We start from the raw sequence: 26112 nt of genomic DNA, 5'->3' as shown, positions 1-26112 counted from the left end.
GCGGGAACAACATCCAGCCGCCGTCCTGCTGGATCAGCTTTTGTACGTAATCGCTGCGGTAGTCGGCCTGGAACGGCAACTGCCCGCCGAACTGTTGCTCGGTGTAGCGCTTGAACACCGGGAAATACAGCTCGTTCTTGTAGCTCAGCACCCAGGGTTTGTCGTTGGCGATCAACTCGCCGCCCAGGGTCAGGATAAACAGGCCGATAAACAGCCACAGCGACCACCAGCCGCGACGGTTTTTCTTGAACCGCTCGAAACGTCGGCGGGCCACCGGAGACAGATTGAGCATCAGGCGTTCCTCGCGGCGAAGTCGATACGCGGATCCACCAGGGTGTAGCAGAGGTCGCCGATCAGTTTTATCAGCAGCCCGAACAAGGTGAAGATAAACAGCGAGCCGAACACCACCGGGTAGTCCCGAGAGACGGCGGCTTCGTAGCTCATGCGCCCCAGGCCGTCGAGGGAGAAGATCACTTCGATCAGCAGCGAGCCGGCAAAGAACACACTGATGAACGCCTGGGGAATCCCCGAGATCACCAGCAACATGGCGTTGCGAAATACATGACCGTACAGCACGCGGCGCTCGCTCAAGCCCTTGGCGCGCGCGGTGACCACGTACTGACGCGTGATTTCATTCAGGAATGAGTTTTTGGTCAGGATGGTCAAGGTGGCGAACCCGCCGATCACCAGAGAGGTCACCGGCAGCACCAGGTGCCAGAAATAATCGGCCACCTTGCCCACGGTGCTCAACTCTTCGAAATTCTCCGACACCAGGCCGCGCACCGGGAACCAGTTCAGGGAAGTGCCGCCGGCGAACACCACGATCAGGAACATCGCGAACAGGAACGCCGGCATGGCATAGCCGATCACAATGGCGGTGCTGCTCCATACATCAAAGCTGCTGCCATGGCGTACAGCCTTGCGAATGCCCAGGGGGATCGAAACCAGATAGGTGATCAGAGTGGCCCAGAGCCCGAGGGAAATGGTCACGGGCATTTTTTCAAGGATCAGGTCGATCACGGTTTTGCCACGGAAGAAGCTGTTACCGAAGTCCAGCTGGGCATAGCTTTTGAGCATCAGCCACAGACGCTCCGGCGCGGGCTTATCGAAGCCGTATTGCTTTTCGATGTCCTTGATCAGCTTCGGGTCCAGACCGCGACTGGCGCGGGAGCCGCTGCCCATGCCTTCGCCGGACGAGCCGCCGACACCACCGCCGCCAATCCCTTGCAGATGGGCAATGGCTTGTTCGACTGGGCCGCCGGGGGCGGCCTGCACAATCACGAAATTCACCAGCAGGATAATCACCAGGGTGGGGATGATCAGCAGCAGGCGCCGCACGATATAGGCAAACATCAGCGGGCCTCCCCGCGTTTTTTCAGCTCGGCTTTCATTTGTTCATTCGTCAGCGGTGTGGGGCTGATTTCCCACCAGGTTTCCAGGGCCTCGTCGTTCTTGGCCTCGATAGCAGGGCGGCCAAAGCGGTTCCACCACGCCGCTGACGTACCCGGCGGGTAGTAATTGGGGATCCACAGGTAGTTCCATTGCAGCACTCGGTCCAGGGCATGGGCGTAGGTCAGCATCTCGGCCTGGGTGTTGGCCTTGACCAGACCCTTGATCAGGCTGTCCACGGCCGGGTCTTTGAGCACCATGTAGTTGTTGGCCCCCGGATCGAACGCGGCGGCGGAACCGAAGTAGTTGTACAGCTCCATCCCCGGCGAAGTGGTGACCGGGAACCCGGTGACGATCATGTCGTAATCCCGGCTCATCAGGCGGTTTACATATTGGGAGGAATCGATGCGGCGGATATTGAGGGTGATGCCGATCTGCGCCAGGTTGCGTTTGTAGGGCAGCAGCAGGCGTTCCAGACCGGCCTGGGCGTTCAGAAAGGTGAACTCCAGCGGCTCGCCCTGGGCGTTCACCAGTTTGTCGCCATCGGGTTTCCAGCCGGCTTGCTCAAGCAGGGCCAGGGCCTGCAATTGTTTGTCGCGGATCATGCCGCTGCCATCGGTGACCGGCGCCTTGAACACTTGGGTGAATACCTCATCGGGTATTTGCCCGCGCAGCGGTTCCAGAATGGCCAGCTCTTCCTGGCTTGGCAGTTGGGTGGCGGCCAGTGGGCTGTTAGAGAAAAAGCTCTGCTGGCGGATGTACATGTTGCGCATCATCTGCCGGTTGGCCCACTCGAAGTCCCACAGCATCGCTAGGGCCTGGCGCACGCGGCGATCCTGGAACATCGGCTTTTGCACATTGAACACATAGCCTTGCGCCGGTTGCGGCATTTCCTTGGCCAAATGCGCGCGTTGCAGGCGGCCATCGTCGAGGGCAGGGCCGTTGTAGCCGATGGAATAGCCGGTGGCGGAAAACTCGCGGTTGAAGTCGTAGGCCCCACCGCGCAATACCTGGCGCGCCACTTCGGTGTCGCCGAAGTATTCCAGGCTCAGGTGATCGAAGTTGTAGAGGCCACGGCTGACGGGCAGGTCCTTGCCCCACCAGTCGGGGTCGCGGGTAAAGGTGATGGTGCTGCCCGAGTCGATCTTGCTGACTTTGTACGGGCCGCTGCCCAGTGGCGCCTCGTAGCCGCCGCCGTTGGCAAAGTCGCGGGTCTTCCACCAGTGCTCCGGAAATACCGGCAGGGTGGCGATGTCCAGGGGCAGGGTACGGTTCTCATTGCTGGAGAAGTCAAAGCGTACCTGGCGTTCGCCTTCCACTTCGACCTGTTTGACGTCGGCGAACAGCGTGCGAAAGCGCAGGCTGCCTTGGGTCATCAACAGATCGAAGCTGTAGCGTACGTCTTCGGCGGTGATCGGTTTACCATCGGCGAAGCGCGCCTTGGGGTTCAGGTAAAAGCGCAGCGACAGGCCATCCTCGGCGCGCTCCATCTTCTCGGCTACCAGCCCGTACACCGTGTAGGGTTCGTCCAGTGAGCGTTGGGCCAGCGGCGCGTAGAGCCAGCCATCAACCTGGGACACGCCGATGCCTTTATCGATATACGGCAACACATGATCGAAGCGCCCGATCTCAATGGCCGAACGCCGCAGGCTGCCGCCCTTGGGGGCTTTGGGGTTGGCATAGTCGAAATGGGTGAAACCGGCTGGGTACTTGGCCGGTTCGCCGTACACCGTGAGGTACGTTTGTGGCGCCGCGATCACGGCGGTACTCGCCATTACAAAGGCCAGGGCAGTACTGATAAGGGGTGTGAAAAAAGCCAATCGCATTGTCAGCCTTGAACGCCGGATAAAAAGAATAGGGATTTGTACGCTAACGGCGGCAGCGTCGCCAGTGATCAGATGCACAACGGCCCACCGAATGGCGGGCCGTTGTTTCACGCATCAGTGCAGGACAAATCAGTCCTGACGGCTGGTAACTTCCAGCAGGTGGTAGCCGAACTGAGTCTTGACCGGGCCTTGCACGGTGTTGACTGGAGCGCTGAATACCACGGTGTCGAATTCTTTAACCATCTGGCCTGGACCGAACGAACCCAGGTTGCCGCCATCGCGGCTGGAAGGGCAGCTGGAGTTGGCTTTGGCGATTTCTGCGAAGTCAGCGCCGCCTTCGATTTGGGCCTTGAGTTCGTTGCACTTGTCTTCGGTAGACACGAGGATGTGGCGGGCGGTGGCTTTGGCCATGAGAGTAACTCCTTGAATGAAAAGGGTGAGCGTACCGGATTCAGGCGGTTATTTCCCGGCAAAGTTCCCGGGGATTGCCTGAGCGGTACGGCGGCGGGCCATGCCTTTCGCAGGCAGGCTGATGTTTCACTATAGAACGATGTAATCGTTGCGCTTGACGATCGGAAGGTGCTCACCCTGGACCAGATGCACGTAGCGGCCATCCACCAGGTCGATGGGCAGGCAGTCATCTACGTCCAGCACAGCGTCGGTATGCGCCTGGGACCAGTGCCGGCGCATCTGTTGCTTGCCTTGGCTTTTAGCTTCGTGTTTGTTGCGGGCAACCACCAGCAGATAATGGTGGGCCTCGCCGAAACTCTCGGCTTCGTAACCGCCGAGGTTGATGAAATACAGGCGATGGGCGTCAGCGTGGGGTGCCAGGTGGCTGAGTTCGACTTTCCAACCGTCGACGCCGTCGACCGCCATCCACGAATCGATATGCACGCCCTTGGCGCTGCCGAACCACGCCTCGCGCAGTTGCGGGTAAGTGCCTTGCAGCGTATCGGCCGCGGCGAATACCACATCATGAACTTCGATCCTGGCGCGAGGGTGTTTGCCCCCGAGCATCACGACAAACAGCATTGCAGATCCTTCCTGGCGATTGGGCAGGGCCCAACCATACTTCGATTGAACCCTTTTGTCCGGTCAATGCCACACGGTTAACCCAAGAACTCATCAGGAGGTTGTCATGCGCAGTATCGATCTGGCGGGCGTTCCCGTTCCCGTCATCGGCCAGGGCACCTGGCGCATGGGCGAAGACCCGAACCATCGCCGCGCTGAAATCGCGGCATTGCAGTTGGGGATCGACGAGGGCATGACCCTGATCGATACCGCCGAAATGTATGGTGAGGGCGGCGCCGAAACGGTGGTCGGCGAGGCCATTCGCGGCCGGCGCGATCAAGTGTTTCTGGTGAGCAAGGTCTATCCGCATAATGCCAGCCAAAAGGGCATGCCCCGTGCCTGTGAAGCGAGTCTCCAACGGTTGGGCACTGACTACATCGATCTGTATCTGTTGCACTGGCGCGGCCAGTACCCCCTTGAAGAAACCGTAGAAGCCTTCGAACGCCTGCGCGAAGCCGGCAAGATTGGCCGTTGGGGCGTGTCCAACTTCGATGTGGCGGACCTGCAGGAACTGGCAGCCCCGGCGTGTGCCACGAATCAGGTGCTCTATAACATCGAGGAACGGGGCATCGAATTCGATTTGCTGCCTTGGTGGCAGCAACATCATCTGCCGCTCATGGCCTACTGTCCCATCGCCCAGGGCGGAGCACTGCTGTCGAGTCCGACGCTCAAGCAGATCGCCCTGCGTCACGAGGTAGCTCCTGCCCAGGTGGCCTTGGCCTGGGTACTGCGCCAGGACGGCGTGATCGCCATTCCCAAGGCGGTGACGCTCGAGCATGTGCGGCTCAATGCTGCCGCTGCCGCGCTGGTGCTCGATGAGCACGACCTCGACGCCATCGACCGTGTATTTGGCGCGCCCAAACGCAAGCATCCGTTGGCGATGGTCTAGCTGACGACAGAAACGGCGCCGTCCATGGCCGCCGTTTCTGCGGTTCGGTTTAACCCGCTACCGGGCTGCGCCAGTCATCGGACCCCGACGTGCCGGACACCTCGTGGGTCCACACGATCTTGCGATAGGTGAAATACACGTCTTCCAGATGGGTGAAATGCGCATTGTCCGGGTCCTGGCAGTTGGGCATGCGTGATTGGATATCCACCAGGGTCGCGCCCTCCAGTTCAATGGTGAAGTAGTGCTCCTGGGTCCCGGCCGAAGAGGTACGGAACCATTCCAATCGACACTTGACCTCTTCGCCGCTGGTCAACGCGCTGAACAGCAGCGGCGAAGATTTATCGAAGACCTTGCTGATCATCAGCGGTTTATGCACGCGCTGACCGGTCGGCTGGCCGGATTGCGGGTCCCTGGGAATGATGACCTGATGGGAGAAGGCTTGTACCAGGATCTGGTCTTCGTGGCCTTCCTGATAAATATTGCCTACCGAGTCCTGAGTGAACGTGCCTGCCGTAATCAAACCTTGTTTGACACCGGTGATAGAAAGATACGCGGGTGTTGGCATGACGGGTTTCCTTGCCTGGTTATAGAGGTAGTTCCAACCCGCAATGCTGCCGGTTGGTCAAATGCCTATAACAAAAAACGTGCCGGAAACTGTGATGGCCAATAGGGCCGCGCTCTGCGCCGAATGTTCGTCTGTGTTTATCTAAAAACCCGCGTTGAAATGCAGGTAAGTTGGAGAATATGTGCGCATAAGTGTGCAATTAATTGCTCGCTATTATCTTCCTTTAATTATCTAGGTTTCCACGGTCTGGCTGTACAGGATGTAAGTATTCAACTGCGCAAAAAACTGCGCAGGCCCCTAATTCAGAGGTTTGTAGGAAATGACTTAAGTGTTGGGTGGCTGCTTGCTCAATGGTCTTGGCATGACTAAGGTTTGCAAACTTCGTGGAAGTTAAGGCGAAGCCAGGATGGCAAGTTGATAAGTCGGTCTAGTTGTTATTGTCTTGTCTTGAATCTAATGCTTAGTTGCGTATGGTCCTAAATGGTCTATTCAGGAAAGTTTTGTGCTTATTATTTGGAGATTGCGCAAACTCCCTGCTCGCAGTCGAATTTTGCGGGCGGCGATGTGCGGTTTTCAACTGAGTATGAAACCCTCGAATTCGAACTGGCCAAGGCCCAGTCCATATATGGTGCGTGCCAGCCGGACTGGCAGAAAGTCGTGGCAACCGCCGAGGTTCTGCTAAGGGAACAATCCAAGGATCTTCGCGTGGCTGTCTGGTTGACCTGGGCGCTGCATCAGCGTGAGTCCTTTCCTGGGCTGCTGGCCGGATTGAAATTATTGCGTCTTCTCTGTGAGGGCCATTGGTCGGAGGTGTATCCCCGAAAAACGCGCACCCGTGCCGCTGCGTTTCAGTGGTTGGTATCGCGCCTGGAGACATTGCTCGCGCGCCACTTGGCCGTCCAAGACCAACAGCCGCTTTTTCGTGCGGTCGTTGAGGAACTGGAGGGCCTGGATGAGCTGTTGAGCCGTCATCTGAAAGAGGACGCGCCTTTGCTATTGCCGATTTGCAGGCAATTGACCCAGCAGTTGGAGCGCGCCGCGCAGAGCCAAGCTCCGGCCATAGGATTGACCGGCGCGATAGCCCAGGTGAAGCAGGCCACGACACAACTGATCAAACCCGAGCCGGTGCTGGAGAGTGAGAAGGATGCGCACAAGTGGCTGCGAGCATTGCAGGAGCAGGCCCGTCCGCTATGCGCCTGGTGGTTGCGCCAGAACGCTACCGACCTGCGTGCCTTGCGCCTTAATCGCACGCTGATGTGGCTCTCCCTGCTCAGCTATCCGGACGCGGACAGTGAGCGCATCACCGCGCTGCGCGGCCCAGCACCGGACAAGCTCAAACGCCATCACGAACGCTTTGCCCAAGGCCATTACGCCGATCTGCTGCTGGAGCTTGAGGCCAGTCTGGCCGGCGCGATGTTCTGGTTCGACGGCTTACACATGGTCTGGCAATGCCTGGAAGCTCTGCAGGCCGAGCTGGCCATGACCGAACTGGAAGTGAATTTTGCCCTGCTGCTGCAGCGCCTGCCGAACCTGCCTGAGTTTCGTTTCCACGACGGTAGTCCATTTGCCGATGCGGGCACACGGGACTGGATCGCCACGCAGGTTGTACGTCACCTGCGGCCACCCGAGGCGCCGTGCGAGGCCGTCGAGGAGGCGCCTTGGGAAGTCGCCTTGCAGGCCCTGCAGCCCAGGCTGCGCAAAGACGGGCTCAAGGCCGTCGTGCATCAACTCAAGCGGGGGTTGCATGGGGCTCGTAGCGACCGCGAGCGTTTTCACTGGCGCCTGGCACAGGCCCGGCTGTGTGTGCAGGCGGGCAAACATGAGTTGGCGAAGATCCAGCTCGACCATCTGGACCTCGAGTTGCAACGCACGGGGCTGGAGCGCTGGGAGCCGGAGCTCGCTGTCCACGTCACGCAGCTGTTGCACCGCTGCTGTGACCTGTTGCCACAGAGCCATGCCGTACGCGAGCGCAAGGAAGACACCCACCGCAGGCTGTGCCTCTTCGATCTCGAAGCGGTACTTGAATAGGCTTTCGAGCCACTCGAAAAAAGGAGAAACACCATGGCCAAAGAAGGTTCGGTTGCACCCAAGGAACGCATCAACATCACCTTCAAACCTGCCATCGGCGCTGCCCAGGAAGAAGTCGAACTGCCGTTGAAACTGCTGGTGCTGGGAGATTTCACCCAGCGCGAAGACGCGCGCAAGCTCGAAGATCGCAAGCCTATCGCGATCGACAAAAACAGCCTTGACGAAGTCTTGGCCAACCAGGCGCTGAGCCTGGCGCTGAACGTCCCTAATCGTCTTCAGGACGACGCCGATGTCGAGGAGCTGGGGATTCAGGTGCGCATCCATTCGATGAAGGATTTCAACCCCGCCCATCTGGTGGAGCAGATTCCGGAGTTGCAGAAGCTCATGGCTCTACGTGAGGCATTGGTGGCGCTCAAGGGGCCTCTGGGCAACACGCCGAGCTTTCGTAAAGCCATCGAACAGGCGCTGGCCGATGACGAGTCCCGCGCACGGGTATTGGCGGAACTGGCCTTGAGCAGCCAACCCGCCTGACACTTTTCAGTAAAAGGACACTGACACCATGAACAGCCAACCGATACAGACCTCGGTCAACGCCACCGAAGAACACAGCATCCTCGACAACATCATTGCCCAAACATTACTCAGCGCCGACGACGAAGCCTACGCCATCGCCAAGCGCGGGGTATCGGCTTTTATCGAAGAGCTGATCAAACCCCAGAACAGTGGCGAACCGGTCAAGAAGCATTTGGTCGATCGAATGATTGCCGAGATCGACACAAAGCTCAGCTTGCAAATGGACGAGATTCTGCACCATCCGCAATTCCAGGCACTGGAATCCGCGTGGAGGGGCTTGCAACTGTTGGTCGACCGCACCAATTTCCGCGAAAACATCAAAATCGAACTGTTGAACGTTTCGCGCCAAGACCTGCTGGACGACTTCGAAGATTCGCCGGAGGTGACGCAATCCGGGCTCTACAAGCATATCTACAGCGCGGAATACGGTCAGTTCGGTGGTCAGCCGGTGGGCGCGATAATCGCCAATTACTTCCTGGCGCCCAGCGCTCCCGATGTGAAACTGATGCAATACGCGTCCAGTGTGGCCTGCATGGCCCATGCGCCGTTTATCGCCGCGGCCGGGCCGGGGTTCTTCGGCCTTGAGAGCTTCACCGGCCTGCCTGACCTGAAGGATCTTAAGGATCATTTCGAAGGCCCGCAGTTCGCCAAATGGCAGAGCTTTCGCGAGAGCGAGGATTCCCGTTATATCGGGCTCACCGTCCCGCGTTTCTTGCTGCGTACGCCTTACGATCCCCTCGAATGCCCGGTCAAGACCTTTGCTTATCGGGAAAATGTGGTGAACCGCCACGAGCACTACCTGTGGGGCAATACCGCCTATGCGTTTGCCACGCGCCTGACCGACAGCTTTGCGCGGTTCCGTTGGTGCCCCAATATCATTGGCCCACAAAGCGGCGGCGCGGTGGAGGATCTGCCGTTGCATCACTTCCACAGCATGGGCGAAATCGAGACCAAGATCCCCACCGAAGTACTGGTGTCCGACCGTCGAGAATATGAGCTGGCGCAAGAGGGCTTTATTGCTCTGACGATGCGCAAGGGCAGCGACAACGCCGCGTTCTTTTCCGCCAGTTCCGTGCAGAAGCCCAAGCACTTCGGCATCAGTGCCGAGGGCAAGCAAGCCGAGCTGAATTACCGTCTCGGCACTCAGTTGCCCTACATGATGGTGGTCAACCGCCTGGCTCATTACTTAAAGGTCCTGCAACGCGAGCAGTTGGGCTCGTGGAAGGAGCGCACCGACCTGGAGCTGGAGCTCAACAAGTGGATTCGCCAGTACGTCGCAGACCAGGAAAACCCTAGTGCCGAAGTGCGTGGCCGGCGGCCGTTGCGCGCGGCCCGTATCGTTGTCAGTGACGTTGAAGGCGAGCCCGGCTGGTACCGGGTCAATCTGAGCGTGCGACCGCACTTCAAATACATGGGCGCGGACTTCACCTTATCCCTGGTCGGCAAGCTCGATAAAGAATGAATCGGGGGCCAGGGATGATGCGCAACCAACGCCTTTTCGAGCGTCTTGATCGCTCCGCACCTCACTCAAAATGCTGTGCGAGTTCTGTCGCGGCCCATCTGGGCAAGATGCTCAGCATCCGCGCCGGCAGTGTCCAAACGCTGCCGGATTACGGCTTGCCTGACCTCAACGATATGAACCAGAGCCTGCACGAAACCCTGAGCCGGTCGCGACTACTGATCGAGCGCTTTATCCGGGCCTACGAGCCGCGCTTGCAGAATGTCCTGGTGCGCGCCTTGCCCCGTGATCACGACCCATTGGCCCTGGCCTTTTCCATTGAAGCCACGCTGAGTGTTGACGGTGTCACGAGGCCCGTCACCTTCACTGCGCGGCTTGGCGACGCCGGTCGTAGTGAGGTCTATGCCGATGTCCGCTAACCGCTATTACCAGAGCGAACTCAGCGCGCTACGTCAGTTAGGCCGGCGTTTTTCCGATCGCAACCCGGCGCTTGCGCCATTTCTGGGAGAGACCGGCAAGGACCCGGACGTGGAGCGTTTGCTGGAGGGTTTTGCTTTCCTCACCGGTCGCCTGCGCCAGAAGTTGGATGACGAGTTACCCGAGCTGACGCATTCGCTGATGCACTTGCTGTGGCCCAACTATATGCGACCGCTGCCGGCGTTCAGCATCCTCCAATTCGACCCGCTGCGACATGCCGGCCCCGGCGTGACCGTTGCACGGGATACACCTGTGGAGAGCGAACCGGTCGACGGTGAGCGCTGCCGCTTCCGAACTTGTTACGCCACTCAGGTTCTGCCGTTTCAACTGAGCGCCCTGGAGTACAGCGTTAACGGCGAGCGGGCAGTGTTGAGCTTGCGCTTGGACATGAGCGCCGAGGGGAATTTCAGCGCGTGCGTATTTGACCGACTGCGCCTGCATCTGGCCGGGGACCGGTATGTCAGTCAAGGCCTGTATTTGGGGTTGCTGCGTCATTTGGACGGCATCGAGTTACGGCCGTTCGGTCGCGACGGCGTTGGAATCGATGTCGGCAATGGCCAGGATCTGTCGCTGCGAATTAGCGCGCAAAGCGTACAACCCGTAGGGTTCGCTGAAGAGCATGCGCTGATCCCTTATCCGCCCAATACCTTTCGCGGATACCGTCACCTGCAGGAGTATTTCGCCTTTCCTGAAAAGTATCTGTTTGTCGATTTGGTTGGGCTGGATGTACTGCAGACGTTGCCGACCGCAGCCCTCCAGCAAACGTGCGGTGTGACGCTGCGTTTTGAGCTGAGCGGTCGTTGCCCGCAACTCCAGCAGCCTACGCTGGATAACGTGAAGCTGTACTGCACGCCCATCGTCAACCTGTTTGAACATGACGCGGTTCCGATCCGCCTGGATGGCAAACAGGATGAATACTTGCTGATCCCTGGAGAATACAAGCGGGGCAATGCCGACGTGTTTTCCGTTGATCGGGTGACCGGGTGGCGCCCCGGAGGGTTGGGGTATCAGGCATACGTGCCGTTTGAATCCTTCGAGCACGACGCCAACGAGGGCTCACCCTGCTACAGCATTCGCCAACGCGCCTCCGCACATCACGGCGGTCTCGATACCTGGCTGGGGTTTGGCAATGGCGTGGGGCAAAGCCAGGAAACCCTCTCGGTCGAGCTAACGTGCACCAATCACAACGTACCTCGGTCACTCAAGGCGGGGGCAATCAACCAGCCCTGCGAACAAACTCCCGAAGGCCTGTCGTTTCGCAATATCTGCGCGCCGACCGAGAGTTTTGCGCCGCCGCTGGATCAGGACTTTCTTTGGCGGTTGATCAGCAACATGTCGCTCAACTACCTGTCGTTGAGCGACATCAGTGCGCTGAAGGTCGTCCTGCAAACCTACGACCTGCCGCGTTACCACGATCGGCAGGCGCAAAAAATCAGTCAGAGAAAGCTGGACGCATTGCGCTCCATCCAGCACACGGGGGTCGACCGATTGCATCGCGGCATGCCGTTTCGCGGCGTGCGAATCGACTTGACCGTCGACGCCCAGGGCTTTTTGGGGCCAGGCGAGATTTTTATGTTCGCGTCGGTACTCAATGAGTTCTTCACGCTGTACGCCAGCCTCAATGCTTACCACGAACTACGAGTCATCAGCACACAAGGAGACGTGTACCAATGGCCAATCCGGATGGGCCAACAGCCCCTGCTTTAAAGCAACTGAGCCGAGTCATCCGTGAGTACTCGCTGTTCCAGGCGATCGCTCGGGTGATCGAGCAGTTGCGCGATGTGCACCCGCTGCTGGATGACGACGCGTTGTATGAGCGCTTGGAGTTTCAGGCCAATCCAGGGTTGGGGTTTCCCGCTCACGATATTGATCGCTTGGAGTTTTTTGTTGAGCAGGGTCAATTGCGCGCCCGTCTTCGCCTCAACGTGTTGGGCCTATGTGGCGCGGGATCGCCGTTGCCTGCGTTTTACGCGGAACAGGCATGCGCCGAAGGGGCTGATGCAACCCGCGATTTTCTGGACCTGTTTCACCATCGATTGCAGCGTCTGATGTTGGGAATCTGGCGTAAATATCGTTACCGCACCTGTTTCGAGACAGGGGCACGCGACGCCTTTTCCGAGCAGATGTTTGCGTTGATCGGTTTGAGGGGCCAGCCGATTCGCGCTGCCGCCCAACTGGACTGCAAGCGGCTGTTGCCTTACCTGGGGCTGCTTGGCTTGCGAGCCCATTCGGCGGCCTTGATCGAAACGGTGCTGCGTTACTACTTCAAGCACAGCCGCTTGTGGATCGAGCAATGGGTTGAGCGCTCGGTGGCGATCGCTCAGTGCCAGACAAACCAGCTAGGCGTCGCCAACAGTGTGCTGGGCCAGGACAACGTGCTGGGCAGTCGTGTCGCCGACCGTGGCGGCAAATTCAGGGTGCATGTGCACGACCTGGGCTGGCAGCGCTTTCACGGGTTTTTACCCACTGGCGCGGATTACCCGCAGCTGTGCTCGTTGATACGGCTGACTGCGCGCGATCCGCTGGAATACGACTTGCGCCTGGTGCTTGCGAAAGAAGAGATCAGGCCGCTGCACATCGGCGAACACAACGTCTGCCGGCTGGGATGGACCAGCTGGCTCGCGCACGACTGTGCTGACGGTGTGCTCATCGTGGCCAGCGACGCACATTAGGGGATCAGCAAAGATGATGAATGTAGACCTGCAACAACTTATCCGCACATTGACCCCACAGGCACGGCGAGATCTGGAGCGGTCCGCCGAGCGATGCGTCACACGGGGTGGCCATGAGGTCTTGGTAGAGGACTACCTATTGGCCTGGTTGGAGCAAAGCGATTGCCTTCTGGCACGGGCATTGGCCGACGCGGGTGTCGAGGTCGGCGAGCTGCAAGCCATCTTGCAACCAAAAGCGCAGGCAAACGCGTCACGTAATCCGGTATTCGCCCAGGCGCTGGTGCGATGGTTGCAGCAGGCATCGCTCGTTGCCCACTTGCAATTGCGTCAAACCGAGGTGGACCACGCCGCGCTGCTATTGGCGCTGCTGCAGCATCCGCAGCAGCATGCCGGCTGTGCTTACCAAGAACTGTTGAGCCGTGTGGATACGCAGCGCGTGCTTGAGTTCGTGTCGAGTCGCGCCGTTGAAACCCCGCCTGCATTGGCTGACGAGTCCTGCCTGGCACGGTTTACCCACGATCTGACACGCCAGGCGCAATCCGGGCGCATCGACCCGGTGCTGTGTCGGGATGATGAGCTTCGCCGCTTGATCGACATCCTTGTGCGCCGACGTAAGAACAATCCGCTACTGGTCGGCGAAGCCGGAGTGGGCAAGACCGCAATTGTCGAAGGACTAGCCCTGCGCGTTGTCGGCGGCCAAGTGCCGGAACTGTTGAAGGATGTGCGCGTGCTGACGCTGGACATGGGCATGCTGCAAGCCGGGGCCAGCATCAAAGGTGAATTCGAGCGGCGCCTCAAGGGGGTGATCGACGAGGTCAACGCATCCCCACGCCCGATTATTCTGTTTATCGATGAAGCCCATACCCTGGTGGGAGCGGGAGGCCCGGCAGGTGGCGCCGATGCCGCCAACCTGCTCAAGCCGGCGTTGGCGCGCGGTGAGCTACGCACCATTGCCGCGACCACCTGGTCCGAATACAAGCGTCACTTCGAGAAAGACCCGGCCCTGGCGCGGCGCTTCCAGCCCATCCATGTCGGTGAGCCCAGCGTCGAACAGGCGGTTTCGATCCTGCGTGGGCTAGTGCCGGTGCACGAAACCAGCCATGGGGTCTACGTGCGTGACGACGCCGTCGTGGCGGCGGCACACTTGAGTGCCCGTTACCTGGCGGGTCGACAGCTACCCGATAAAGCGGTGGATGTGCTGGATACCGCTTGCGCGCGTGCGCGGATCAGCCGGGTTTGCGCGCCTGAGGCGTTGCAGCGTCTGGAGGCGGATCTGGCCGAAGGCGCCCGACAACGCCTGGCATGGATTCGCGACAGGGATGCCGGGGTGCCGGTGGATACGCAGGCTTTGCACGCGCTGGATCTTCGCTTGGCGGCAGTAGAGAGCGAGCGGCACTCATTGGAGCAGCGTTGGCTCGAACAGCGCGCGTGCGCGGAACAGGCACTGACTCTGCGCCGGCAACTGGAGGACGCTCGCCGTGGAGGGCAGGGCGTCGACGCCCTGGAGCAGGCACTTGGCGAACAGAGACGGGCATTGTCTGCACTGCAAGGCCCGCAGCCATTGGTTCATCTTGAGGTTTGCCCACGCCTGGTGGCCGAGGTGATCAGCGCGTGGACGGGGATTCCGGTCGAACGCCTGGCGTTTGAGCACAGTGATGCGGTCACTGGGTTTGCCCAGGCAATGCGTGCACGCATCCTCGGTCAGGAGCCTGCCGTGCAGGCACTGGATCGTAATCTAAGAGCGGTCGCCGCTGGCCTCAATAAGCCCGACGCGCCGGTCGGTGTGTTTCTGCTGGTGGGACCCAGCGGCGTAGGCAAGACCGAAACGGCCCTGGCCCTGGGCGACTTGCTCTACGGCGGTGAGCGCTTTGTCACGACCTTGAACATGTCCGAGTACCAGGAGAAACATGCGCTATCTCGGCTGATTGGGGCGCCGCCCGGTTATGTCGGTTACGGCGAGGGCGGCGTGTTGACGGAGGCGGTGCGTCAACGACCGTATTCGGTCGTACTGCTGGATGAAGTGGAAAAGGCCGACCCGGAGGTGCTGAACCTGTTTTATCAGATCTTCGACAAGGGCCTGGCCAACGATGGCGAAGGTCGGGAAATCGACTTTCGCAATACGCTGATCCTGATGACGTCCAACCTGGGCAGCGATTGCATTACTGATCTGTGTTGCGGCGCCCAGCGGCCGGATGCGCAGGCGCTGCACGCAGCGATCTATCCGCTGTTGCGTGACTATTTCAAACCCGCGCTATTGGCGCGCATGCGCGTATTGCCCTATTACCCGATCGCGGGCGATGTGTTGCAGCAGTTGGCCAGGGCCAAGCTGGAGTGCCTCGGGCGGCGGTTGGAAGCACGCCGGCTGGCGTTCAGCTATACAGCGGAACTGGTCGCGCATATGGCTGACCGTTGCAGCCATAGCGACAGTGGCGCGCGCTATATCGACCAATGGATCGAGACCCATTTGATGCCACAAATGGTCAACCGTCTGCTGGAGGCGATGGCCGTCGGTGAATCGCTGTCGCGCGCCCACGCCGATCTTGACCACCGTGGACAACCGATCTGCGAGTTCAGCCAATGACGGACAATCTCTTTAGCCAACTGCCCCATCCCCTGGCTTATGCCGAAGCATTGTTGGGCTGGTTCACGCGCCTGGGCACCGACAGTGACGAGGCGAGCTTGCCCGAGCTGTGTGCCGCGGCGACGGCGCAGCTTAGCCAGTGCGAACTGAGCCAGTTGTATAAGTACGACGAGACGACGGGTCGGCTTGAGCTGATTGCCCAGCACTTAGCGGGTACCTTGCCGCCAGGCGGACGGCTATGCGGCGACGACGTTCAGCATCAGCCGCTGTTGCAGTATGTCCTCAAGCAAGCCAGCCCTCTGAACCTGGATGACCTGAGTGGTAGCGTTTACGAGAGCGGCTTCTTACCGGCGATGGCGACGCCGTGGCAGTCGTTGTCATGTATACCGCTGTTCGGTCGGCGTGAAAGCCTCGCAGGCTTGCTGTTGTGCGCCAGCCTGCGCCCCAGACCCTTGCAGGACTATGCCCGGTCATTGGGGCAATTGGGCAGCTTTGCGTTGACGCAATTGGGTTTACTGCGCCGCGTGCGTCCTGCCCACAGCCGCGCGGCGAACCAGGTCAGCGCGCGAGCCCCCCAAAGCACTCACGGCCTGATCGGCACCAGCAAAGCGATGGCCGATACCTGTCGTTTGATCGATAAGGTTTTGCAGGCTCCCTACACCGTGCTGCTAAGCGGCGAGACCGGCACCGGCAAAGAAGTGGTGGCGCGCGCCATCCATAGCGCCGGCCCACGCAACGGTAAGGCGTTCGTGGTGCAGAACTGTGCCGCCTTTCCTGAAGGCTTGCTGGAAAGTGAGCTGTTCGGTTACCGCAAAGGCGCCTTCACCGGCGCCGAGCGCAACCACATCGGTTTGTTCGATACCGCCGATGGCGGCACCTTGCTTTTGGATGAAATAGGCGACATGCCGTTGTCGCTGCAGGCCAAGCTATTACGGGTTTTGCAAGAAGGTGAAATCCGTCCGCTTGGCGCCAGCGCGGCTCATCGGGTGGATGTGCGCATCATTGCCGCGACCCACCGCGACCTGACGGCCATGGTGGCCGAGGGGGCATTTCGCGAGGATCTTTATTACCGGTTGGCGCAATTCCCCATCGAGCTGCCGCCCTTGCGCGAGCGAGATGGCGATGTATTGCTGTTGGCGCGGCATTTCGCCGAAAAGGCCTGTGTCGCATTGGGTCGGTCAACGGTGCAATGGTCGAGTGCGGCGCTCGATCAACTGTCCGGTCATCCGTTCCCCGGCAATGTTCGCGAACTCAAATGCCGAGTCGAACGCGCGGTATTGCTGTGTGACGAGAACCTGATCCTGCCGGCGCACTTGTGCCTGGAGCCGAAGCCGGTAGTGCCCTGTGTCGATGCGACGTTACGCCAGCGCCTGGAGCGGGTTGAGCGGGTATTTCTGCTCGATTGCCTGCACAAGAACCGTGGTAACCGGACCCGTACCGCCCGTGAGCTGGGCGTGGCACGTCGCACGCTGCTGTATCGACTTGCGCGTCTGAACATTCCCTGTGGCGATGTGGCGGGGAGTGCTGAATGAGCCGATCAAGAATGTGTTGTCCGACCGCGTACCTGAATTTTCCGGGAGAAACCTGATGCTTCTACGTCCGTGGCAAGCCTGGGGGCTTGTGCTGTGTCTACTGAGCGGCTGTAACGCCAACTACGTTTTTGATGATGCCGATTACCGTCCGCTGGGCGACCCCCAAACGACGCGTCGTGGTCAGTGAGCAAGGAGTGCCGAGCGATGCAATTAGTGTTCGAGGTATGTGACACCGCCAGCGGTGAGGCGTCGCTGCGCAAGGTGTTTGACCGCGTCGGGGGTGTTATCGGTCGTGGCGCAGGATGCGACTGGGTAATTCCGGATGCGACGCGGCTGCTCTCCAGCCACCATGCGTTGATCGGCTATCGAGATGGGCAGTACTTTCTGACGGATGTCAGCAGTAATGGCATTGGCGTGGCAGGCGGCATGGAGCGTTTGAGGAAGGGGCAGGCGCGGCTGATCGCCGACGGCGAGGTCTATCAGCTGGGCGCCTTGGACATTCGCGCTCACTTGCGACCGCGCTGGATGACGCAGGACGACCGGCAGGCGCTGGCCTGCGCCGACACCATTCCAGATGACGCATTTCTTGGACTGGACCCGATGCACGCCTTGGCGCATGAGCAACGGTGCGATGAGTCTTGCGAGGAGCTGGATGCACTGGCGCACAGTATAGAAACGCCCACCTGTTCGTTTGCCCATAGCGCCGTGGAGCGCGATCACCTGACGGTGCCGAGATGGGCGCAACCTCCCAAGCGCATGCCACCCCCTCCACCTGACCCAAGCGTGCCCGAGCTGCCGGCAGCCTTCTGGGCGCAGTTTGGCGACGCCCTGGGCCTGCGGATGGATGGGCTCGATAGCGTGGCCTGCGAAGCGCTGGCGATCAAAGTGGCGGGCCTGTTCAGACAAACCGTCGAGGGAATGCAGCAATGCCTGCGCACTCGAGATGAGCTGAACAATGAATTGAACCTGGGCGCAGCCATGCCTGGCTTTAAAAGCCATAACCCGCTGAAAGACTGCCTCGATACCCAGGCGACCATAACGGCATTGCTGGGCGCGGGCGAGCTGGGTCAATTGTCCGCCGAGTTGGCGCTGGCTCAAGCCTGTCGGGAGATGCAAGTCCATCAGTTGGCGTTGGTGGTGGCTTGTCGAGCGGCGGTGCGCGGCGCGCTCGCGGCGTTTGCGCCGAGCCATTTGATGCTGTGCTTCGAGCGAGAAGGTAAACCGGCCAGGTTCACCACCGACGGCGCGTGCTGGCGCGCCTATCAGCGTCACTACCGACATCTGGTCGATGAGCTCCCCCTGGATGAACAGCTGTTGAATAGCGATTTTTCCAAGGCCTACGAGGAACAGGTGCGCTTGGTTTCCACGTTGCATGCGGTGTACCCAGGATGAGATTTATGTATCGAACCTTTATTGCATTGATGCTGTTGGCGCTGAGCCTGTCGAGCGGTTGCAGTCATGTAGGACCGTTTTCAACCCTGACCAAACTGGACCTGACATTGACGGCCGGCGAAGCGCTGAACCCGGACTTGCACGGTCGGCCTTCCCCCGTGGTGGTGCATCTGCTGGAGCTGCGCCATCCGGTCGGGTTCGAAAATGCCGATTTCTTCAGCCTGTATGCCCGAGCTGAACAAGCATTGCCTAAGGACTGGGTGAACTCCGAGGAGCTGGAACTACGCCCCGGTGAACAGGTGGCGCTCAGACTCAGCATCGAGCCACAGAGCCGTTATGTCGGTGTGCTGGCCGCTTATCGGGATTTGCCCCATGTGCAATGGCGGCTGGCGTTGCCCGTGGCCCCGCAACAGCGCACGCGTGTCGAAGTGATGTTGGACGAATCGGGTATTCGTCTTGTCGATCCGTTCGCCAGCCGGTCGGGGAACTCAAATGCAGGCCTATAAAGTCATCTGGCAGGAAGGCATGCTGCTGCGTCCTCAGCACTTGCAGCACAACGACCGCTATTACCAGCAGCAACTCAATCAGACACGCCTGATGGGCAGTAACGGTTGGGGATTCCTGACGCTGCACGTCGATACCCAGCACCTCAACCTGGGCAAGGTGGTGCTTACCCAGGCCAGCGGGATGTTTCCCGACGGCAGCCTGTTTGCATTGGGCAGTGCCGACGAACCGCTGGTATTGCAGGTTCCCGTCGGTGCCGGCGGACAGGCCGTGTACCTGGCGTTACCGCTGGCGATCGGCAATCAGGTCGAAGCGCGGCTCCCGGAGCAGGGCGACGTGCTGGCGCGTTATGTCAGCTGTGAACTTCAAGTCGGCGACTCCAACGCGGGCGCCGATTCACGCTGCCAGATCCATTGCGCGCGCCCGGACCTGCGATTGGTGTTGGGGGAGCAACGCGATGATCCGCTGCTGGTGAAACTCCAGGTGGCCCAGGTTGTGGAATCGACGCGGGAAGGGGGCGTGACGCTGGATGCGGATTTCGTACCGACCTTCCTCTATCTACAGCGTTCTGGCTACGTAGCGTCGTGCGTCAAGGAGGTGATCAGCCTACTCGCTACCCGGGGCGATGCAATTGCCGCGCGCGTCCAGGGCAATGGCGGATCGGCGGGCGCTCAGTTGGGTGACTTCCTCATGCTGCAATTGATCAACCGTACGGAACTGCTCTTGCATCACTACTTGAGCCAGCCCCAGGTCCGTCCAGAAGCGGTGTATCGCCAGTTGCTGTCGTTGCTCGGCGAGCTATCGACATACGGCACCGATAACAAGCGCGCGCAGTCGCAGGGGCGGTACCGACATGACGACCAGGGTGAGAGCTTCCGAAGCTTGATGGACGGCATTCGAACGGCGCTGTCGCGGGTGTTGGAGCAGCATGCGACCCAGCTCGCGTTGCAACCGCGCCAATACGGCGTGCTGGTTTGCCCGGTCAGCGATCTCAAACTGCTGGGTTGCGCCACCTTCATTCTGGCGGCCGAGGCCCAGTGCGATTCGGAAGAACTGCGCCACCGTCTGCCGGCGCACCTCAAGATCGGCCCTGTGGAGCGCATCCGTGAGTTGGTCAACCTGCATCTGGCGGGTATCAAGCTCAAGCCGCTGCCGGTGGCACCGCGGCAGATCCCGTTCCATGCCGGCAAAACCTATTTCATGCTCGATCTCAGTGTCCGCGACATCACACAGCTGGAGCAGTCGGGTGGCTTCGCCTTCCACGCCAGCGGCGAGTTCGCAGGACTGGAACTCAACTTTTGGGCCATCAGGAACTGAACATCATGACTATGGACAGTGAATACCCGCAGGACGAAAAAACCGTCCTGCTAGACCGCGAGGGCAATCAACCGGCACAGGGGGCGCTGACGGACTTCCCAACGCCTCCGCGCTTCGAACAGCTGGAAGACCGCATGATTTACTCGGCCGCCCTGCAGGGCGTGCAGAGCTTCGATATAGGGCCCAACACCTTGGTAACGGCGGCCTGGGACCTGCTGTCCCAGGTGGTGCAGCTCAAGGCCAGTTCCGGTCGGGAGAGCTTGCAGAGCCTCAACGATCGATTATCGGCGGGGGTTTCGGCATTTGAAATGCGGGCCTCCCATCAGGGGGCGGAAAAGAGTCAGGTCATGTCTGCCCGCTATGTGCTGTGCAGTGTGATTGACGAGGCGGTGGTGACCACGGCGTGGGGTGCCCGCAGTGACTGGTCGACCATGAGCCTGCTGAGCCGTTTTCATCAGGAAACCTTCGGCGGCGAGAAATTTTTCCAGTTGCTGGAGCGCTTGTCCCGCGATCCGATCAAGCACCTGGCCATGCTTGAACTGATGTACCTGTGCTTATCGATAGGGTTCGAAGGCCAGTATCGCGTCATGGAGCGTGGAGCGGCGCAACTGGAAGCGGTACGCGATGGTTTATATCGACAGATCCGGCACGTGCGCGGTGAATGCCTGCCGTCGGCGGCGTCGGTTGAGCCTGGGCGAGCAGGCGACACACCGTTGCAGATGATCTCGGCGACCTGGGTTGTTGTCCTGACCGTCGCCTGCTTGCTGGTGGTGTACTCCGGGTTTGCCTGGGTCTTGCGCAACGAGCGCATGACCGTCCTGCAACCCTTTCAATCCGTGGCGCCGGAACAGACGCGGACGCCGATGTAACGCTGGGAGCAATCAATGAACGCATTCTTCACGGGCGTGGGCAGAGTGCTGCGCAAGAGTTGGGTTTGGAGCCTGCTGCTGGTGTTATGCCTGGCGGCGCTGGTGTGGTGTTTCGGGCCGTTGTTGGCGGTGGACGATTATCGGTTCTGGCACGGGGCCACGGCACGTCTGCTGAGCATCAGCGTGCTGTTTCTGCTATGGGGCCTGGTGATGGTGGTCGTGGGAGGGCGGCGCGCGGCATGGCTCGACAGGCCGGACCACCAGGCGCGACATCAACGTCAGGTGTTGATCGACCAAGAGCGGCGGCAGGTGCGCGGGCGTTTCAAGGAGGCGTTGCAGACCCTGAAAACCTCACGCTGTTACGGGGAGCGTGGCGAGCGTTGGCGCAATGACTTGCCCTGGTACCTTCTGATCGGCGAACAGGGCAGTGGCAAAAGCCAGTTGTTGGCCGCCGGCGGCGTGCGGTTTCCGCTCGACCGCAGCGACACACCCTCAGGCACGACCGCCTACTTTGATTGGTTCCTGGCTGATGAGGCCGTGATCGTCGAAAGCGCCGGGCGCTATCTGACGCAGCCCGATGGTGAAGTGGACGAAGCAGGCTGGGCGACGTTGCTGGGCTTGCTCAAATCGCGGCGCCGGGCACGTCCTCTCAATGGCGTGGTGGTGACGCTGGCGGTGGACACCTTGCTCGGCGGCAACGAACACGACTTGGATCTGCATGCCCGCCATGTGCATGCGCGCTTGCAGGACATCCACCAGACGCTGCATATGGATGTGCCGATTTATCTGGTGCTGACCCAGGCTGACCGCTTGCCGGGGTTTGCCGAATTCTTCGATACGCCTCAGGGGGACAGCGCCCAAGCGGTATTGGGAGAGCGTTTGCCCGCCAGTAAAACCGGTACCGAGATGGCCCAGGTACGCGATGCCTTTGAAGCCTTGCTCAAGCGTCTGGGCACGGAGCTGATCCCGCGATTGCACCAGGAGCGCAGTGCCGAGCGGCGCGGCGTCATGCTTGATTTTCCTCGGCAGGCCGCACGAATCGCCGAGCGGTTGTGCCTGTTTGTGGAGTCCGGGTTCTCGGCTCATCGCTTCCAACGTATCTATGGACTGCGTGGGTTCTATCTGACGAGTGCGGAAACCGCTGGCAGGCGCGGCCATTTTGTTCAAGGTTTGTTCAAACAGGTGATTTTTGCCGAGGCCGGCCTTGCGGGGTTGCAGACCCCGGAGCGACGTCGCCTCCATCTTCGTCAGGGCTTGCTGATATTGGCGGCATCAGGGGTTGTGGTCGGCAGCGGGGCATTGTGGGCGCACAGTTATTCGGCTAATCATCAGCGCCTGATGCAACTGGCGCAGCTGATCGCGCCTCAACCCCCGGCGACACCAGGTTCGGACGCCACTCTGGCGTTGCTACCACTGCTGGACAGCCGGCTGGCTGCCACCCAGGTGTTTCCCGCGGTGACAGATGCGCGCCGGAACGAACGGGCCGGGCTGTATCAGGGCGAGATCAGTCGCCCGGTGTTGGTGACGGCTTATGAGGACGCGCTGCGCCAACAATTATTGCCCGAGGTCGCGGCGTTGCTCGAAGCGCAGGTGCAGGCCACGCTGAACGACCGCGAAAAGTTGATGGACAGCCTGCGGGCCTACCTGATGCTCAGTTTGCCCGAGCGTCGGGACGCGACCTGGCTGGCCGAGCGCGTGGCGGCTCAGTGGGCTGCGCTATATGGCGGGGATAGCTCGGCGCAGAACAGGCTGAACGCGCATTTCTCATATTTGCTTAGGCTATCTTTTGAATCGCCGTTGAATGCCGAACGGGTGGCAGCGGCTCGCCAGGCCCTGCGCGGAGAGTCGCTGGCGGGTGTGATCTATCGCGTATTGCGTGATCAGGCCCGCAATCTGGAACCCTATCGCTTGGCGGAGGGGGCAGGGGTGACGGCGGGCGAACCCCTCATTCCGGGGTTCTTTACCCACCAGTACGTGCAGCACTTTGAAAAGCAGGGCTCGCGTCTGGTCAATGGAATTGTCCAGGACAACTGGGTTCTCGGGGAGGGTGGCGATCTTAGTCCGATGGATATGCGGCAGTTGATGCAGGAGCTGGAACAACGCTATTTCAGCGAGTACGCCGATACTTGGAGCCGCGCCCTGAGCCGCGTCCGTCTGGAACCGAGCGAAACCCTCCGAGAGCATGTCGATACACTCGCGGGCCTCTCCTCAATGCAATCACCGCTAGTGCGTTTGTTGCAGCAGGTGCATGAGCACACGCGTTTTCCGACGGCTCATGAGCGCCTTGGTGGCGTACAGCAGGCCATCGAGCGCGGTACCTCGACTCAGAGCGAGGCTGCCGCAGGGCTGCTTAGCGGCCTCCAGGCGCAGGCCGTGCCGGACTCCGCTCGCCGTGCGTTGCTGCGTCGCTTCGAGCCCTTGCACCAGTTGCTGGATGCCGAGCGCAACCCCGACGGCGAATGGTTGCAGGCCTTGCGGCTGCTCCACGAGTGGCACTTGCAATTGGTCGCCCTGAACCGCGAAGGGGCGACGGAACAGGCGGCGTTCAAGTTGGTCAAGCAGCGCATGGAGGGGCAGCAGCCGCTGTTAGGCCAACTGCGCGACAGAGCGGCGCGCCTGCCGCTGCCCCTCAAAGGCTGGCTCGAAGCTATCGCTGACGACAGTTGGCGATTGCTGCTCGATGATGCGTATGTGCACGTCAATCAGCGTTATCAGAGTGAGGTCTATGGCTTCTACGCCAAGGCCATCCAGCGTCGATACCCCTTCAATGCGCAAGCCGCGGGCGAGGTCGCGCTGGGGGATTTTCAGGAGTTTTTCAAGCCAAGGGGCGCCATGGCGCGTTTTTACGAGACCTACGTGAAGCCTTTTGTAAGCACCGAAGGCAGCCGCTTCCGGCTGCGCGGCTTGGATGGCCGCAGCCTGCCGATGTCACGCTCGTCCCTGGAGCAACTGGCCAAAGCTCAACTGATTCGCCTGGGTTTTTTCAGTGAGGAGCAGGGCGAATGGGCCGTTCGTTTCACACTGGCACCCTACAGCCTGGACCCGACGGTTAGCCGCGCAGTGTTGCGCATCGGCGATAAGCAACTGGAGTACCGCCACGGTCCGATCGTGCCGACGACGTTCCATTGGCCTGAAGAGGCAGACAACGGCCGCAGCAGTCTGGTGCTGGAGCGTGGCGCCCAGCGGCCGTTCGGTATCGAGAAAAACAGCGGGCCCTGGTCGTTCTTCCGCTTCTTGGATCTGATGCAAAGCGAGCCCGCCAATGGCCGCAATGCCCAGGTACTCAAGGCCGATCTTGCGGGGCTGCGCGCCAACTTCCTGCTCAGCAGCGCACGCCACCCGGGCCCGTTCCAGATGGCGGCATGGCGCACTTTCCGTCTGCCGGAGCAGTTGTGAGCCAACTGCGCGACCCGTGCCGCAGCGCCGGGCGCACCGAACGAGGCAGGACGCGCGCGCGCAATGAGGATGCGTTTCTCGATTGCCCGCGACACGGTTGCTGGGCCGTGGCCGATGGAATGGGTGGGCATCGCGCCGGTGATGTGGCCAGCCAGTGGGTGGTCAGCAGCCTTGCCGCGCTGCCGCGCCAGAGCGATTTCGACCAGCGGCTCGATGCCGTGCGGCATTGTCTGCGGGCACTGGACAGTCGACTGGGCCGAGGGTTGCCCCCCAATGCAAGCGCGCCGTACGCAATCATGGGCAGCACGGTTGTGGCGTTGTTGCTGGAGGGCAATCGGGCAGCCTGCGTCTGGGCTGGGGACAGCCGTTGCTATCTGTGGCGCGGGCAGCGCTTGTATCAGCTATCGCGAGACCATTCCTTGCAGCAGCAACTGATGGACACGCAACGCTTGACCCTGCAACAGGCGCAGTCCCACCCGGCAGCGAGGTCTCTGACCCGTGCGCTGGGCGGGCGGCAACCGCTGATTCTGGAAGTGTTGGAGCTGTGTACTCGTCCTGGCGATGTGTTTTTGCTTTGCAGCGATGGTTTGTATCAGGGCCTCGGCCATGACGCCTTGGGACGTGCGCTGAGTAGGGGCGCACCCGGTCAGGTAGTGGATCGGCTGTTCACCGAGGTGCTGCGCGGGCCGGCAGCGGACGACTTGACGGCCGTGGTGGTTCAGCCATGACCGCCGGGGTGGGGCCGACTGATGTGCTGGCAGGGCGTTATCAGCTTGAGCGCGTACTGGGTTCCGGCGGCATGGGCGTGGTCTATCGGGCTCGCGACCTGCTGCATGAGGCGTTCGGCGACGCCAACGCCTGGGTCGCCCTGAAACTGCTGGGCGAGCCATTGGCCCAGTCCCCGGATGGTCATGTGTTGCTGTACAGCGAATTCGCCCTGACCCGCAGCCTGTGCCATGAGCATGTCGTGCGGATGTTCGCCTTCGACGTCGACACCGTCCGTGAAGTGGCGTTCTTCACCATGGAGCTGTTGCAGGGAGTGACCCTCGATCGCCTGCTGTTGGAGTGTCCGGAGGGTTTGCCGTGGAGCGAACTGCAGCCTCTGGCGCTGCAGTTGTTAGATGCCTTGAGCTACGCCCACCGGCAGGGCGTTCTGCATGGCGATGTAAAACCGGCGAATATCCTGTTGGGCGACGAGGGGGTGCGTCTGTTCGATTTCGGCCTGGGCCACGGCAAGGCGCAGGAAGCGGCGGGGTTGCCTGGTTTGAGCCGTAGCCGTCTGAATGCCTGGACGCCTGCGTACGCGGCACCGGAGCTGATGGCGGGTGGGGAGCTGTCGGCCTTGGCTGACCTGTACGGCGCGGCGTGTGTCGTCTATGAACTCGCCCAGGGCCGCCGTTCGGCGCCACGTCAGCCGGACCAGCCGCTGCCGAGACCGCGCGGCTTACCCAGGCGGTGTTGGCCGGCGTTGCGCTCGGCCTTGCATTGGACGCCGGAGCAGCGAAAGGTCACGGTGGCACAGCTGCGCGAGGCCATGGCCGGCGTCAGACGGTGCTGGTTCGTGTAGTGACG

22 protein-coding genes and 1 pseudogene are annotated in these 26112 nt (G+C 60.7%); 17 read left to right on the top strand and 6 right to left on the bottom strand.

The window, feature by feature from the left end; genetic code table 11:
* The 5 genes and pseudogenes from ABX75_RS17930 to ABX75_RS17910 form a co-directional block, all read right to left on the bottom strand.
* Positions 1 to 292 (bottom strand): annotated as a pseudogene (locus ABX75_RS17930) (ABC transporter permease); the annotation flags it as partial.
* A complete protein-coding gene (locus tag ABX75_RS17925) occupies positions 292 to 1353 on the bottom strand; it encodes a microcin C ABC transporter permease YejB (RefSeq protein ID WP_034113955.1) in 1062 nt (353 codons plus the stop codon). The pseudogene ABX75_RS17930 and the gene ABX75_RS17925, both read right to left, overlap by 1 nt.
* Positions 1353 to 3215 (bottom strand): extracellular solute-binding protein, encoded by a 1863-nt coding sequence (locus tag ABX75_RS17920; RefSeq protein ID WP_034098313.1) that lies wholly within the window; start codon positions 3213 to 3215, stop codon positions 1353 to 1355. The genes ABX75_RS17925 and ABX75_RS17920 overlap by 1 nt, the downstream gene beginning before the upstream one ends.
* 129 nt (positions 3216 to 3344) lie before the next feature.
* Entirely contained in the window at positions 3345 to 3626 is a 282-nt protein-coding gene (locus ABX75_RS17915) for a peptidylprolyl isomerase (protein WP_010210937.1), read from the bottom strand.
* 129 nt (positions 3627 to 3755) lie between these two features.
* Positions 3756 to 4247: a DUF1543 domain-containing protein gene (locus tag ABX75_RS17910; protein ID WP_034113949.1), complete on the bottom strand. Its 492-nt coding sequence runs from the start codon at positions 4245 to 4247 to the stop codon at positions 3756 to 3758.
* 106 nt (positions 4248 to 4353) lie between these two features.
* On the opposite strand from ABX75_RS17910, the gene ABX75_RS17905 reads away from it, so the two are divergent.
* Complete coding sequence (locus ABX75_RS17905) at positions 4354 to 5175, top strand: aldo/keto reductase (protein WP_047882381.1); 822 nt, start codon at positions 4354 to 4356, stop codon at positions 5173 to 5175.
* A gap of 49 nt (positions 5176 to 5224) precedes the next feature.
* Here the strand turns inward: ABX75_RS17905 and ABX75_RS17900 are convergent, their stop codons facing one another.
* Entirely contained in the window at positions 5225 to 5740 is a 516-nt protein-coding gene (locus ABX75_RS17900) for an Hcp family type VI secretion system effector (protein ID WP_017527976.1), read from the bottom strand.
* A 480-nt stretch (positions 5741 to 6220) separates the two neighbouring features.
* Between ABX75_RS17900 and tssA the strand changes: the two genes are divergently transcribed.
* From tssA to ABX75_RS17825, 16 genes are read left to right on the top strand one after another with little or no spacing between them, the layout of a single operon-like run.
* Complete coding sequence (tssA, locus tag ABX75_RS17895) at positions 6221 to 7768, top strand: type VI secretion system protein TssA (protein ID WP_047882380.1); 1548 nt, start codon at positions 6221 to 6223, stop codon at positions 7766 to 7768.
* A gap of 33 nt (positions 7769 to 7801) precedes the next feature.
* Positions 7802 to 8299, top strand: coding sequence for a type VI secretion system contractile sheath small subunit (gene tssB, locus ABX75_RS17890; RefSeq protein WP_034098307.1), 498 nt, complete (start codon positions 7802 to 7804; stop codon positions 8297 to 8299).
* Between the two features lie 28 nt (positions 8300 to 8327).
* Positions 8328 to 9803, top strand: a complete 1476-nt coding sequence (tssC, locus tag ABX75_RS17885) for a type VI secretion system contractile sheath large subunit (protein ID WP_047882379.1) — start codon at positions 8328 to 8330, stop codon at positions 9801 to 9803.
* 14 nt (positions 9804 to 9817) lie between these two features.
* Positions 9818 to 10219: a type VI secretion system baseplate subunit TssE gene (gene tssE / locus ABX75_RS17880; protein WP_034098303.1), complete on the top strand. Its 402-nt coding sequence runs from the start codon at positions 9818 to 9820 to the stop codon at positions 10217 to 10219.
* Positions 10209 to 11984, top strand: coding sequence for a type VI secretion system baseplate subunit TssF (tssF, locus tag ABX75_RS17875; RefSeq protein WP_047882378.1), 1776 nt, complete (start codon positions 10209 to 10211; stop codon positions 11982 to 11984). The genes tssE and tssF overlap by 11 nt, the downstream gene beginning before the upstream one ends.
* Positions 11948 to 12949, top strand: coding sequence for a type VI secretion system baseplate subunit TssG (gene tssG / locus ABX75_RS17870; protein WP_034098300.1), 1002 nt, complete (start codon positions 11948 to 11950; stop codon positions 12947 to 12949). Before tssF ends, tssG begins: the two co-directional genes overlap by 37 nt.
* A 13-nt stretch (positions 12950 to 12962) precedes the next feature.
* Complete coding sequence (gene tssH, locus ABX75_RS17865; protein ID WP_047882377.1) at positions 12963 to 15530, top strand: type VI secretion system ATPase TssH; 2568 nt, start codon at positions 12963 to 12965, stop codon at positions 15528 to 15530.
* Complete coding sequence (locus tag ABX75_RS17860; RefSeq protein ID WP_047882376.1) at positions 15527 to 17062, top strand: sigma-54-dependent Fis family transcriptional regulator; 1536 nt, start codon at positions 15527 to 15529, stop codon at positions 17060 to 17062. The genes tssH and ABX75_RS17860 overlap by 4 nt, the downstream gene beginning before the upstream one ends.
* Before the next feature lie 55 nt (positions 17063 to 17117).
* Positions 17118 to 17249, top strand: a complete 132-nt coding sequence (locus ABX75_RS29745; protein ID WP_080758744.1) for a type VI secretion protein — start codon at positions 17118 to 17120, stop codon at positions 17247 to 17249.
* A 17-nt stretch (positions 17250 to 17266) separates the two neighbouring features.
* The gene (tagH, locus tag ABX75_RS17855) at positions 17267 to 18454 is read left to right on the top strand and encodes a type VI secretion system-associated FHA domain protein TagH (protein ID WP_047882375.1); all 1188 of its coding nucleotides are present in this window, start codon (positions 17267 to 17269) and stop codon (positions 18452 to 18454) included.
* A 5-nt stretch (positions 18455 to 18459) separates the two neighbouring features.
* Positions 18460 to 18960 (top strand): type VI secretion system lipoprotein TssJ, encoded by a 501-nt coding sequence (gene tssJ, locus ABX75_RS17850; protein ID WP_047882374.1) that lies wholly within the window; start codon positions 18460 to 18462, stop codon positions 18958 to 18960.
* A complete protein-coding gene (tssK, locus tag ABX75_RS17845; protein ID WP_047882373.1) occupies positions 18947 to 20275 on the top strand; it encodes a type VI secretion system baseplate subunit TssK in 1329 nt (442 codons plus the stop codon). Before tssJ ends, tssK begins: the two co-directional genes overlap by 14 nt.
* Before the next feature lie 5 nt (positions 20276 to 20280).
* A complete protein-coding gene (gene icmH, locus ABX75_RS17840) occupies positions 20281 to 21144 on the top strand; it encodes a type IVB secretion system protein IcmH/DotU (protein WP_236238692.1) in 864 nt (287 codons plus the stop codon).
* Positions 21145 to 21159: 15 nt separating this feature from the next.
* Positions 21160 to 24540 carry a type VI secretion system membrane subunit TssM gene (gene tssM / locus ABX75_RS17835; protein WP_047882372.1) on the top strand — a complete coding sequence of 1127 codons (3381 nt, stop codon included), beginning with the start codon at positions 21160 to 21162 and terminating at the stop codon, positions 24538 to 24540.
* Complete coding sequence (locus ABX75_RS17830) at positions 24537 to 25268, top strand: PP2C family serine/threonine-protein phosphatase (RefSeq protein WP_040268532.1); 732 nt, start codon at positions 24537 to 24539, stop codon at positions 25266 to 25268. Before tssM ends, ABX75_RS17830 begins: the two co-directional genes overlap by 4 nt.
* Positions 25265 to 26107: a serine/threonine-protein kinase gene (locus ABX75_RS17825; protein WP_047882370.1), complete on the top strand. Its 843-nt coding sequence runs from the start codon at positions 25265 to 25267 to the stop codon at positions 26105 to 26107. The genes ABX75_RS17830 and ABX75_RS17825 overlap by 4 nt, the downstream gene beginning before the upstream one ends.
* The last annotated feature ends 5 nt before the right edge of the window (positions 26108 to 26112 follow it).

This window comes from Pseudomonas sp. ARP3, from assembly GCF_001029595.1.
In the GTDB taxonomy this organism is placed as follows: domain Bacteria; phylum Pseudomonadota; class Gammaproteobacteria; order Pseudomonadales; family Pseudomonadaceae; genus Aquipseudomonas; species Aquipseudomonas rhodesiae.
The sequence above is the reverse complement of the archived record's forward strand: the minus strand, read 5'-3'. Positions and strand labels throughout refer to the sequence as shown.

Bases quoted from the DNA above. Each gene is read 5' to 3' on its own strand.
- ABX75_RS17925 (WP_034113955.1), bottom strand. From the start codon at position 1,353: ATGTTTGCCTATATCGTGCGGCGCCTGCTGCTGATCATCCCCACCCTG.
- ABX75_RS17920 (WP_034098313.1), bottom strand. From the start codon at position 3,215: ATGCGATTGGCTTTTTTCACACCCCTTATCAGTACTGCCCTGGCCTTT.
- ABX75_RS17915 (WP_010210937.1), bottom strand. From the start codon at position 3,626: ATGGCCAAAGCCACCGCCCGCCACATCCTCGTGTCTACCGAAGACAAG.
- ABX75_RS17910 (WP_034113949.1), bottom strand. From the start codon at position 4,247: ATGCTGTTTGTCGTGATGCTCGGGGGCAAACACCCTCGCGCCAGGATC.
- ABX75_RS17905 (WP_047882381.1), top strand. From the start codon at position 4,354: ATGCGCAGTATCGATCTGGCGGGCGTTCCCGTTCCCGTCATCGGCCAG.
- ABX75_RS17900 (WP_017527976.1), bottom strand. From the start codon at position 5,740: ATGCCAACACCCGCGTATCTTTCTATCACCGGTGTCAAACAAGGTTTG.
- tssA (WP_047882380.1), top strand. From the start codon at position 6,221: ATGGTCTATTCAGGAAAGTTTTGTGCTTATTATTTGGAGATTGCGCAA.
- tssB (WP_034098307.1), top strand. From the start codon at position 7,802: ATGGCCAAAGAAGGTTCGGTTGCACCCAAGGAACGCATCAACATCACC.
- tssC (WP_047882379.1), top strand. From the start codon at position 8,328: ATGAACAGCCAACCGATACAGACCTCGGTCAACGCCACCGAAGAACAC.
- tssE (WP_034098303.1), top strand. From the start codon at position 9,818: ATGATGCGCAACCAACGCCTTTTCGAGCGTCTTGATCGCTCCGCACCT.
- tssF (WP_047882378.1), top strand. From the start codon at position 10,209: ATGTCCGCTAACCGCTATTACCAGAGCGAACTCAGCGCGCTACGTCAG.
- tssG (WP_034098300.1), top strand. From the start codon at position 11,948: ATGGCCAATCCGGATGGGCCAACAGCCCCTGCTTTAAAGCAACTGAGC.
- tssH (WP_047882377.1), top strand. From the start codon at position 12,963: ATGATGAATGTAGACCTGCAACAACTTATCCGCACATTGACCCCACAG.
- ABX75_RS17860 (WP_047882376.1), top strand. From the start codon at position 15,527: ATGACGGACAATCTCTTTAGCCAACTGCCCCATCCCCTGGCTTATGCC.
- ABX75_RS29745 (WP_080758744.1), top strand. From the start codon at position 17,118: ATGCTTCTACGTCCGTGGCAAGCCTGGGGGCTTGTGCTGTGTCTACTG.
- tagH (WP_047882375.1), top strand. From the start codon at position 17,267: ATGCAATTAGTGTTCGAGGTATGTGACACCGCCAGCGGTGAGGCGTCG.
- tssJ (WP_047882374.1), top strand. From the start codon at position 18,460: ATGTATCGAACCTTTATTGCATTGATGCTGTTGGCGCTGAGCCTGTCG.
- tssK (WP_047882373.1), top strand. From the start codon at position 18,947: ATGCAGGCCTATAAAGTCATCTGGCAGGAAGGCATGCTGCTGCGTCCT.
- icmH (WP_236238692.1), top strand. From the start codon at position 20,281: ATGACTATGGACAGTGAATACCCGCAGGACGAAAAAACCGTCCTGCTA.
- tssM (WP_047882372.1), top strand. From the start codon at position 21,160: ATGAACGCATTCTTCACGGGCGTGGGCAGAGTGCTGCGCAAGAGTTGG.
- ABX75_RS17825 (WP_047882370.1), top strand. From the start codon at position 25,265: ATGACCGCCGGGGTGGGGCCGACTGATGTGCTGGCAGGGCGTTATCAG.